Origin of the sequence: Mesorhizobium sp. M7A.T.Ca.US.000.02.2.1, assembly GCF_003996995.1 — a bacterium.
Taxonomy (GTDB): Bacteria; Pseudomonadota; Alphaproteobacteria; order Rhizobiales; family Rhizobiaceae; genus Mesorhizobium.
In genome coordinates this window covers 1-7,778 of the sequence record NZ_RZTT01000290.1, presented here as the reverse complement: position 1 = coordinate 7,778, position 7,778 = coordinate 1, and the positions used below count along the sequence as shown (strand labels likewise).

Annotated in this window: 11 protein-coding genes and 1 pseudogene; 6 read left to right on the top strand and 6 right to left on the bottom strand. The window is 63.5% G+C overall.

Annotated elements, in window-relative coordinates; genetic code table 11:
- Both EOD15_RS23695 and EOD15_RS23690 read left to right on the top strand, forming a co-directional pair.
- Positions 1 to 273: pseudogene (locus EOD15_RS23695) on the top strand (threonine dehydratase); the annotation flags it as partial.
- Positions 270 to 848, top strand: a complete 579-nt coding sequence (locus EOD15_RS23690; protein ID WP_164762262.1) for a DUF1697 domain-containing protein — start codon at positions 270 to 272, stop codon at positions 846 to 848. The pseudogene EOD15_RS23695 and the gene EOD15_RS23690, both read left to right, overlap by 4 nt.
- 8 nt (positions 849 to 856) lie before the next feature.
- Here the strand turns inward: EOD15_RS23690 and EOD15_RS23685 are convergent, their stop codons facing one another.
- Entirely contained in the window at positions 857 to 1,150 is a 294-nt protein-coding gene (locus tag EOD15_RS23685; RefSeq protein WP_127332090.1) for a DUF2218 domain-containing protein, read from the bottom strand.
- Between the two features lie 145 nt (positions 1,151 to 1,295).
- On the bottom strand, positions 1,296 to 1,736 hold the full coding sequence (gloA, locus tag EOD15_RS23680; protein WP_127332092.1) for a lactoylglutathione lyase: 441 nt from the start codon (positions 1,734 to 1,736) through the stop codon (positions 1,296 to 1,298).
- 217 nt (positions 1,737 to 1,953) lie between these two features.
- Between gloA and EOD15_RS23675 the strand changes: the two genes are divergently transcribed.
- The 4 genes from EOD15_RS23675 (at position 1,954) to EOD15_RS23660 (ending at position 4,321) form a co-directional block, all read left to right on the top strand.
- Positions 1,954 to 2,550, top strand: a complete 597-nt coding sequence (locus tag EOD15_RS23675) for a cold-shock protein (RefSeq protein ID WP_032901396.1) — start codon at positions 1,954 to 1,956, stop codon at positions 2,548 to 2,550.
- Positions 2,551 to 2,574: 24 nt separating this feature from the next.
- Positions 2,575 to 3,135 (top strand): DUF192 domain-containing protein, encoded by a 561-nt coding sequence (locus EOD15_RS23670; RefSeq protein ID WP_127332094.1) that lies wholly within the window; start codon positions 2,575 to 2,577, stop codon positions 3,133 to 3,135.
- Positions 3,136 to 3,155: 20 nt separating this feature from the next.
- Positions 3,156 to 3,923 carry an alpha/beta hydrolase gene (locus EOD15_RS23665; protein ID WP_185929049.1) on the top strand — a complete coding sequence of 256 codons (768 nt, stop codon included), beginning with the start codon at positions 3,156 to 3,158 and terminating at the stop codon, positions 3,921 to 3,923.
- Positions 3,924 to 4,027: 104 nt separating this feature from the next.
- The gene (locus tag EOD15_RS23660; protein ID WP_127323139.1) at positions 4,028 to 4,321 is read left to right on the top strand and encodes a hypothetical protein; all 294 of its coding nucleotides are present in this window, start codon (positions 4,028 to 4,030) and stop codon (positions 4,319 to 4,321) included.
- Positions 4,322 to 4,412: 91 nt separating this feature from the next.
- On the opposite strand, the gene speB is transcribed toward EOD15_RS23660, so the two are convergent.
- From speB to EOD15_RS23640, 4 genes are read right to left on the bottom strand one after another with little or no spacing between them, the layout of a single operon-like run.
- Positions 4,413 to 5,378, bottom strand: coding sequence for an agmatinase (gene speB / locus EOD15_RS23655; protein ID WP_127408878.1), 966 nt, complete (start codon positions 5,376 to 5,378; stop codon positions 4,413 to 4,415).
- Between the two features lie 12 nt (positions 5,379 to 5,390).
- Positions 5,391 to 6,161, bottom strand: coding sequence for a creatininase (locus EOD15_RS23650; protein ID WP_127323115.1), 771 nt, complete (start codon positions 6,159 to 6,161; stop codon positions 5,391 to 5,393).
- Positions 6,162 to 6,173: 12 nt separating this feature from the next.
- Positions 6,174 to 6,881, bottom strand: coding sequence for an SDR family oxidoreductase (locus EOD15_RS23645; RefSeq protein ID WP_127323116.1), 708 nt, complete (start codon positions 6,879 to 6,881; stop codon positions 6,174 to 6,176).
- Positions 6,875 to 7,630, bottom strand: coding sequence for an SDR family oxidoreductase (locus EOD15_RS23640; protein WP_127332100.1), 756 nt, complete (start codon positions 7,628 to 7,630; stop codon positions 6,875 to 6,877). The genes EOD15_RS23645 and EOD15_RS23640 overlap by 7 nt, the downstream gene beginning before the upstream one ends.
- Between the last annotated feature and the right edge of the window lie 148 nt (positions 7,631 to 7,778).

The following is a 7,778-nucleotide window of genomic DNA, read 5'->3' as shown; positions in this document are numbered from 1 at the left end:
CTACGCTTCGAGGGGCTGAAGAAATACTTCATCATCCGCTTTCCGCAGCGGCCCGGCGCGCTGCGAGACTTCCTCGAACTGCTCGGGCCCGACGACGACATCGCCCGTTTCGAATATCTGAAGAAATCGGCGCGCAATTTCGGTTCGGTGCTGATCGGCATCGAAACCAAGGACCGCCGCAATTTCGATCTGCTCAAGGCGAAGTTCGAGGCCGAGGGCGTCCAGTATCAGGACATCACCGACAACGAGACATTGGCCGGGTTCATCATATGAGCGATCGGGATCAAATAATTGATCCGGGAAAAATCTTCGTCGCGCTGTTTTCCGGCATCAATGTCGGCGGCAACCGCATCGTCAAGATGGCGGAGCTGCGGTCGTTCTTCGAGGATCTCGGCTTTTCCGATGTCGCCACCTATGTGCAGAGCGGCAATGCCGTGTTCCGGGCGAAGAAGGGCGACGCGGCGACGCTGACGAAACAGCTCGAAACAGCCTTCGAGAAGAAATGGGGTTTTTATTCGCGCATCATGGTGCGCGATCTTTCCTGGTTCGAGCGGCTGGTGAACGAAAACCCTTACCCGGAAGTTGCCGGGGACCATACCAAGCTGCATGCCTATGTGCTGGAGCGCGAGCCGACAGCGGACGAGGTGGCGCGACTGACCGAAAAGTGCACCGGCCCCGAACGCTTCGAGATCAAGGGCGATGTGCTCTACTTGCACGCGCCGGACGGGCTGGGCAAATCGGTGTTTGCCGGGCTGATCCCGCGCACGCTGAAAGTGCCGGGCACCGCGCGCAACTGGCGCTCGGTGCAGGCGCTGCTGGAGATGGCCGCTCCGGCCGGTGGGAAGTAAGTCGCCGCCTAAGCTGCCGGAGCGGGTTTCCAATCGAAGGTCAGTTCTTCGCGGAAAGCAAAGCGCTTGATGTGATCGGCGACAACGCCCTCCAGGCGCTCGATCGATCCTGCTTCGTCAGTCGACACCGTGATATGCAGTGTCGCCGCATCGGCATCCATGACGGTACGGCCCATTGAGAGATCGATGGTGCCGTGGGTGGGATCGAACTCGACCGGGAATTTGTGCGCCCAGTGCTTGCACAGCTGCTGCAGGTAGCGGCTGGCATGTTCGGTGGTGACGTCGGCATGGCTGGTCGGCATGAATTCTCCTGGGCAAGCGCCTGTTGCATGGCTGGGCGCCGGCCCAAGCCTGGCGCCTCAGCCAGACAGATAGGCGCCGCCCCTGAAAAACCAAACGGTGCCGGTCCGTCAGCCTGGTATTGTCCGCTCAAGACAGCGTGATCGGCTACCAGCTTCCGGTGTTCGCCATCGAAGCCCAGGGCTCCGCCTTGGCCTTGGCCGGGCCTTTCTGTAGAAGCTCGATCGAGATGCCGTCCGGCGACTTGACGAAAGCCATGTTGCCGTCGCGCGGCGGCCGGTTGATGATGACGCCATTGTCCATCAGATGCTGGCAGGTGGCGTAGATGTCGTCGACCTCATAAGCGAGGTGGCCGAAATTGCGTCCGCCCTTGTAGTCTTCCGGATCCCAATTGTAGGTCAGTTCGACCAGCGGTGCCTTGTCGGCGATGCCGCTTTGCTCGTCTTCGGAGGCCGCGAGGAAGATCAGCGTGAAGCGGCCTTGCTCGTTTTCGTAGCGGCGCACTTCCTTGAGGCCGAGCTTGTTGCAGTAGAAGTCGAGCGAGGCATCGACGTCGGTGACGCGGATCATGGTGTGCAGATAGCGCATGTGATTTCCTCGATAAATTGCGTTGCGGCGCAACATAGGGTCGGCCCTGTCAAAGGGCAATCGTGCGGCGGTGCGCAATGCCAGCAAAGAACAAATCCGGTATTGCCCAAATGAACCGTGAAAAAAGGCACGGCAGGTCTTGCACAGACCGGAAGCCGCAGTGTTAATCTGTTGGCAAGAATCAGTTGCGGTGTTCTTGAAAAAAGGGGGCATTCTTATGGGGGAAAAGGCCTCTTTGACGGGGCGGGACGGACCCCTCGGCGACGCCTTGCAGCGTGACGAAGGCGGCGATGCCGCGGACTTGCTCGAAATAGCCGGCGCCATCAAGTGGTTCGATGTGGCCAAGGGCTATGGTTTCATTTTGCCGGATGACGGCATTTCCGGCGATATCCTCCTCCATGTGACATGTCTTCGAAGGGATGGCTTTCAGACGGCCCTGGAGGGCGCACGCGTGGTCTGCCTCGTCAAACATGGCGACCGCGGATTGCAGGCCTTCCGAGTGCTCTCTATGGACGTCACCACCGCGGTCCACCCGGCCGAGATGCAGGAGCAGCGCACCCATGTCGCGGTGACGCCGGAGAGCGGTCTCGAACGCGCCCTGGTGAAATGGTTCAACCGCACCAAGGGGTTTGGTTTTCTCACCCGCGGCGAGGGCACCGAGGACATCTTCGTCCATATGGAGACCTTGCGCCGCTACGGTATCACCGAGCTTCGGCCGGGGCAGGTCGTGCTGGTGCGTTTCGGACGCGGCGACAAAGGCCTTATGGCCGCCGAAATTCACCCCGATATGGGGACCTTGCCGGTCTCGCACTAGGGCGTTTCCGGCCGAGGATCTCGAATGGCTTACAGGAACTGGCTGACCGCGGGCGCGATGTGCGCGATTGCCTTCATCGCCGCCGCCGGTGGTTACTTCTATTCCGAAAAGCCGACCTCGGCGGACAGCCGGGCGATGATCCTTCCGGCCGATCCGACGCCATTGGTCGTGATGACGAAAGGCGGTGATCGCTCTTTTTCCATCGAAGTCGCCGACACCGCCGCGGAGCGCGAGGCCGGCTTGATGCACCGCCATGACATGGCGGACAACCACGGCATGCTGTTCGTCTTCGAGGTCCAGCAGCAGGTCGGCTTCTGGATGCACAACACGCCAATGCCGCTTGATCTGATTTTCGTCGGCCAGGATGGCAAGATCCGGGCGGTCAAGCACGGCGAGCCGCAATCGGACGCCGTCATTTCGCCCGGCGTACCGGTGCGCTTCGTGCTCGAGCTCAAGGCCGGCACTGCCGCCAGGAACGGCATCGAGTATGGCGACCTTTTGCGCCATCCGGCCGTGGGCACGGTATCCGGCCCCGGCATGCCACCAGCCGACAATGGCGATGCGCCCAATGGCGGTGGCGGTTGAGCACGCAGGCGGGATCGCAGATGCAGTTTTTCATCCATGACGGCTTCGACCTTGCCTTCCTCGACCGCCAGCCGGAATCGGGCGAGGGCGATCCGGTGCTGATGATCCATGGCTTTGCCTCGAGCCATTATGTCAACTGGGTGTCGCCCGGCTGGTTCAAGACGCTGAACGATGCCGGCTACCGCGCCATCGCCTTCGACAATCGCGGCCACGGCTCGTCGTCGAAGAGCTATGATGAGGCCGACTACACGCCGGTCAAGATGGCTTCCGATGCCGCTGCCTTGCTCGGCCATCTCGGCATCGAGCGCGCCCATGTCATGGGTTATTCGATGGGCGCTCGCATCGCGGCGTTCATGGCGCTGTCCGATCCAGACAAGGTGGCGACGCTGGTCTTCGGCGGTCTCGGCATCGGCATGGTCGACGGTGTCGGCGATTGGGATCCGATCGCCGCCGCCTTGCTTGCCGATGATCCGGCCGCCACCAGCCATCCGCGCGGCCGGTCGTTTCGCGCCTTCGCCGACCAGACCCGCAGCGATCGCCGGGCCTTGGCCGCTTGCATCGCCAAATCGCGCGAATTGCTGAGCGAGCAGGATATCGCCCGCATCGCCCAGCCGACGCTGGTCGCCGTCGGAACCACCGACGACATTGGCGGCTCGCCCGATGAGCTTGCAGCGTTGATGCCGAACGCCAGCGCCTTTCACATCGAGGGCCGGGACCATATGCTGGCCGTCGGGGACAAGACCTTCAAGCAGCGCGTGCTGGAGTTCTATGCCGAAAATCCGCTCTGAGCGGACGGCGAGGGGAGCGGGCAACAGTGGGACAATGGGGACGAAGCACGGCTGCCGTGCCGGGCGCGGTCGCGCAAGGCAGACTCGGCAAACGTTCGGTCATAATGGCATTGTTGGCGTTCGCGGCAGGGGCACTTGCCATAACCATTCTGGTGGCGATGCCGAGCGACGCCTCGACACTTGCGCAGAACATCGCCACCGGTTTCTTCATGGCGGTGTTTCTGCTCGCCGCTCCGCTGGCGCACATCACCGGCGCGGTTTTCGGCGTGATGGCGCTGGTGCGGTCGAACGACAGCCGCGCGCTTGGCGTTCTAGGGATCATCCTCAACGGGCTGTCGGTGATGGCGGGCCTAGCCATTCTGGCGATGCTGGCATCGACAATAGGGGCGTTCACGTGATCTTGCGCGATCCCGGCTTGCCGCGGTTCGCGATGGTCCTGGTTTGAGCATTGCCTGGCGGCGACGCGTCAGGCGGCTTTGACGCTTGCGCTCAGTCTGGCGCTCTCCCTGCTTGAACCGACTTCGCCATCACGCACAGCAGCTCGAACATCATCGTCGCGCCGGCGAGCGCCGTCATTCCACCTAGGTCGAAAGGCGGCGCCACCTCGACGACGTCGGCACCGACAATGGTCAATCCGTCGAGCAGGCGGACCATTTCCTGGGCCTCGCGGGTGGTGAAGCCGCCTAGCTCGGGCGTTCCGGTCCCAGGCGCCATCGACGGGTCGATGCAGTCGATGTCGAAGGTCACATAGATGGGCGTATCGCCGACGATGCCGCGCGCCTCTTCCATGACGCTGGCCGCGCCCCGCCTGACGAACTCCTCCATGTAGATGATGCGAATGCCTTGGGCGATCGCCCAGTCATGTTCGCCGGGTTCGTATATCGAGCCGCGGATGCCGATCTGGACGATGCGCCTGGGATCGAGCAACCCCTCTTCGATGGCGCGGCGGAATGGCGTGCCATGCGTATAGGGATTGTCACCGAAATAACGGTCGTTGGTGTCTGAATGCGCGTCGAAATGGATCATGCCGACGGGCGCCTTGCGGGCCACGGCGCGCAGCACCGGCAACGTCGTCAGATGATCGCCGCCCGCTGCAAGCGGAATGGCGCCCACTGCCACGATCGCCGCGATGCCGTCCTCGATGCGCTTCAGCCCGTCCACGAGGTTGATCGGATTGACCGAGAGATCGCCGACATCGGCGACGTTGGCGATGCTGAACGGCTCCGTTCCCGAGACGTGATGGGCGCGCCGCATCAGGCTCGACTGGTTGCGGATCTCGCGCGGGCCGTGCCGTGCGCCGGCCCGATTGGTGGTGCCGCCGTCCCACGGAATGCCGACGAGCGCGATGTCGAGCCCTTCCGCGCTTGCCACGGCCGGCAGTCTCATGAAGGTCGAAAGTCCGGCGAAGCGAGGAACGGCGGAAGCGTCGATCGGCTGGAAGAAATTGCTGCTCATGGTGTCGGCACCTCAGAAGAATTCACGTTTGACGATTTCCGCAATGCGGGTCTCGCAGTCGGCGAGCAGCCACCGGCCCTTTTCGGCTGATGAGCCCTCGGTCAGCGACAGCACGCCGGATGGCGGCACTTCCTCGGCTGGCTTGGGATAGCGATCATATGGCCTGAACTGCGCCGGGCCGTCATGCAGTGCCTTGCCGAGGTCGACGAGCTCGGGACGCAACGCCAGCATCATCGAGGTTTCGATGACGCTCGCATGTTCCAGCTCGATGCCGGGATAACCATCGGGGAACACTTTCGCCAGCGTCTCTGTGCGCACCATTTCCCAATGATCGATGCGCAGGATCGTCAGATCCGTCGCTCGTTCGCGGCCGATGGCGTCGAGCGCCAGTTCAATGCCCTCGATCGACGGGCCGATGTTCTCGTAGTGGCCGTTGAGGACAACGATGCGCCGGACCTTCTGGCGATAGAGATCGCAGATCACATCCTTGACCAGCAGCGAAAACGTATGCGCCGTGATGTTGATCGTGCCGGAGAAGGCCGGGCCGCCGCCTGTTCTCGGCTGCGAGCGGTTGCCGTAAGCGATGGTCGGCGCGACGAGGCCGCCGACCTGCTTCGCCACCGTCTCGGCGATGGCGGTGGGAAGCACAACATCGACATTCATCGCCATGTGGTGGCCGTGCTGTTCGGTCGAGCCGAGCGGCAGGAAGATGGGAGCGCCGGCGGCGATCCGCTTCTCGGCTTCGGGCCATGGCAGTTCAGCGAGGAGAACTCGGTCTTTCATGATCATCTCGTTTCAAAGCATCGCCGCGCCACCATTGGCGCCCAGGCATTGTCCGGTGAAGAAGGTGGCGCCGGGGCCGGCAAGGAAAACCACCGCGGAGGCGATCTCATCCGGGCGGCCGATCCGCCCCAGCGGGTGTGTTGTTTCAAGCGCGCGCTGGCTCTCGCTCAACGCCTCGAAACCGAGAAGCGGCGTGTCGGTTGGCCCCGGCGCCACGGCGTTGACCAGTATGCGAGGCGCAAGCTCGCGCGCCCAGGAGCGGGTCAGGCCGAGCAAGGCCGCCTTGGTCGCGCAATAGACCGAGGCGTTCGCCCGGCCGAGATAGGCGAGTTCGGAGGCGATGTTGACGATGCGGCCGCCATCGGGAAGGTACGGCAGGACTTCCCGCGCCACGATGATGGCGCCGCGCACATTGACGGCAAACATGCGGTCGACATGATCGAGCGAAATCGCCTCAAGCGGTGCTTCCTGGAGGATGCCGGCATTGTTGATCAGGATGTCGTAGCCGCCGATCCGTTGCGCGCCCTGCTTGACCGCGGCAATGATGTCGGCCTCATTGGCAAGGTCGCAGGCAAGGATCGGGATATCGCCTTCAGATGCCTTGAGATCGAAGCCGAGAACCATGGCTCCGGCGTCCCGTAAGGCGAGCGCGGTCGCGCGGCCGATGCCGCTGGCCGCACCGGTGACCAGCGCGCGTTTTCCGTGCAATGGAGTTACCAAGGCACTTCTCCCCTGTCGACGCCGAGCGACTGCCCGGTGATGTTGGCCGCGAGATCCGACGCCAGGAACAGATAGGTGCCGGCCATGTCGGCCGGCTCCATCAGGCCGGGCAGGGCTTGCGCGCCGACGATGTCTTCGAGCACTGCTGCTTCACTGACGGCGCCTTGCTCGGCCATGCGGCCAAGCGAGCGCATCGATGCTTCCGTGCGGACCCATCCCGGACAGACCGCATTGACGCGGATGCCCCTCGATCCAAGTTCCTTGGCCCAGGTTTTCGTCAGGCCGATGATGGCGTGCTTGGAGGCGACGTAGGCGCCGAACCGCGCTTCGGCGACGCGGCCCCAGATCGAGGCGGTGTTGATGATCGAAGCGCCGGCCTGCATGCGCGGCAAGGCGCGCGCGGTGACCAGCGCCGTGCCGATGATGTTGATCTCGATGATGCGCCGGAAGGCGGCTTCGGCCTCGTCGCTGCTGTCGGTGATCGGCGTCATCAGCTCGAGGCCGGCATTGTTGATGAGCACGTCGATCCGGGAGATCGGTTCGAGTGCCGCCCCGACCGCCTCGCGGTCGGCGATGTCGGCCTCCGTGCCTGTGGCGCCCAACTCGTGGGCCCGTTCGTGCACGGCCGCGTCGTTGGCAATGAGGTGCAGGCTGGCGCCGGCCTGGGCGAAGCCCTTGGCGATGCCGAGCCCGATGCCTCGGCTCGCTCCGGTGATCACGACCGTCTTTCCGGAAAAGGAGAGGCTCATACGACCACTCCGGTTTCGTTGCGGATCAGATGCAGGACCTTGTTGCGCAGCTCGAAGAATTTCTGGGTTTCGCGAATCTCCAGCGGCCGGTCCGGGCCAAGCTCTGCCGCCACGTCGATATCGGCGACGATCGAGGCTGGACGGCCCG